Raw genomic sequence first — 2,582 nt, forward strand, 5'->3', positions numbered from 1 at the left:
TGTTATACAGCGAGTACATCAGCGGTAACAATCAATGTATTGAGTAATGATACCACAGGCGATGTTATAGTACCATCAAGAGTAAGTTTGGTAGCTCCGGGCAGTGCAACAGGAGTAACAACCGACGCACAAGGCGATGTAACAGGCTTTAGTATATCAGGCGAAGGAACTTGGGCTGTAAATAATTCAGGACAAGTAATCTTTACACCAGCGAGTGCAACAGTTGTAGCACCAACGGTAGTTTCGTATCATGGATACGATGCTCAAGGAAACGCCTCAAACAATGCAACGATTACATTAACAGGAGCAAGTGTACCAACCAATACAACGAATCCAGCCTCAGCATGTACACCAGCAACGGTTACAGCAACAGCGAGTGTACCATCAGGTCAAACCGTAGTATGGTATGATGCTGCTACAGGCGGTAATGTAGTAAGTTCACCAACATTGAGTGTAGCAGGTACAGTAACGTATTACGCAGAAGGCCACAACGGTACATGTGTAAGCAATACACGTACAGCAGTAACGCTAACACTCACACAAGCACCAAATGCAGGAACTTTAAGTGGAAGCCAAACGATATGTGTAGGCGGAACCACTACATTTACGAGCAATGGAAATACAGGAGGCGTATGGACCTCTTCAAATTCAGGAATAGCTTCAGTAGATGCTAGTACAGGAGTAATTACAGGATTAGCTGTAGGAACGGCTACCATTACATATACCGTAACAGGAACAGCACCGTGTTCAAATGTTACTGCTACGAGAACTGTAACAGTAAGTGCAGCACCAAATGCAGGAACGATTAGTGGTACTCAAACGGTATGTGTAGGTAACACAACAGCATTTACTACTACAGGTACAGGCGGTACATGGAGTTCATCCGATACAGCTGTTGCCACTGTAGACAATGCAGGAGTAGTAACAGGAGTAGCGGCAGGTACTGCTACAATAAGCTATACCGTACCAGCAGCAGGCACATGTCCAGCAGCATCTTCAACAAGAACGGTAACGGTAAGTGCAGCACCAAGTGCAGGTACTTTAAGTGGTACACAAGCGATATGTGTAGGTGGAACTACTACGTTTAGTTCTACTGTATCAGGCGGTACATGGACAAGTTCAAATACAGGAGTAGCTTCAGTAGATTCAGCAACAGGCTTAATCAATGGATTAACACCAGGAACAGCTACTATTACATATACTGTACCAGGAACAGGAGGATGTGCCAATGCAACCGCTACAAGAACGGTAACGGTAAGTGCAGCACCAAATGCAGGTACGATAAGTGGAACCAATGCGATTTGTTCAACAGGAACTACGCAATTGACCACTACAGGTACAGGCGGAACATGGAGCATTACACCAACCAGTGTAGCTACGATTAATGCTACTACAGGATTAGTAAGCGGTGTAGCTGCAGGAACAGCGACAGTAACCTACACCGTAGTAGGAACAGGCGGTTGTGCGAATGCAACAGCTACCTATACTATAACAGTAACCGCAGCACCAAGTGCAGGTACTTTAAGTGGTACACAAGCGATATGTGTAGGCGGAACCACTACGTTTAGTTCTACTGTATCAGGCGGTACATGGACAAGTTCAAATACAGGAGTAGCTTCAGTAGATTCAGCAACAGGCTTAATCAATGGATTAACACCAGGAACATCTACTATTACATATACTGTACCAGGAACAGGAGGATGTGCGAATGCAACCGCTACGAGAACGGTAACGGTAAGTGCAGCACCAAATGCAGGTACGATAAGTGGAACCAATGCGATTTGTTCAACAGGAACTACGCAATTGACCACTACAGGTACAGGCGGAACATGGAGTATTACACCAACAAGTGTAGCTATTATTAGTGCCTCAGGATTAGTAACAGGACAAACAGCAGGAACAGCAACAGTAACCTACACCGTAGTAGGTACAGGTGGTTGTGCAAATGCTACAGCGACGTATACTGTAACGGTAACTGCAGCACCAAATGCAGGTACTTTAAGTGGTACGCAAGCGATATGTGTAGGTCAAACAACTACATTTACAAGCAATGGCAATACAGGAGGAACATGGAGTTCATCAAATACAACAGTTGCTACTGTAGATAGCGCAACAGGTGTTATCACAGGACAAACAGCAGGAACAGCGACAATCTCTTACACTGTAAAAGGAACAGGAGGTTGTGCCGATGCCGTTGCAACAAGAACGGTAACGGTAACTGCAGCACCAAATGCAGGCACGATAAGTGGAACCAATGCGATTTGTTCAACAGGAACTACGCAATTGACCACTACAGGTACAGGCGGAACATGGAGTATTACACCAACAAGTGTAGCTACTATTAGTACTTCAGGTTTAGTAACAGGACAAACAGCAGGAACAGCAACCGTAACCTACACCGTAGTAGGCACAGGAGGATGTGCTAATGCTACAGCGACGTATACCATAACAGTAACTGCAGCACCAAATGCAGGCACAATTTCAGGCAACCAAGCGATATGTGTAGGTCAAACGACTACATTTACCACGACCGGTACAAGCGGAAATTGGAGTTCATCAAATACAACAGTTGCTACTGTAGA

The 2,582-nt window shown here is 45.0% G+C and carries 1 protein-coding gene; it reads left to right on the forward strand.

Translation table 11 applies throughout. The features are described 5' to 3' along the window. Positions 1-2,582: beta strand repeat-containing protein (locus Q361_RS13375; RefSeq protein WP_211290393.1), on the forward strand; the 2,582-nt coding region annotated here is incomplete at both ends.

Origin of the sequence: Flavobacterium croceum DSM 17960, assembly GCF_002917885.1 — a bacterium.
In the GTDB taxonomy this organism is placed as follows: Bacteria; Bacteroidota; Bacteroidia; order Flavobacteriales; family Flavobacteriaceae; genus Flavobacterium; species Flavobacterium croceum.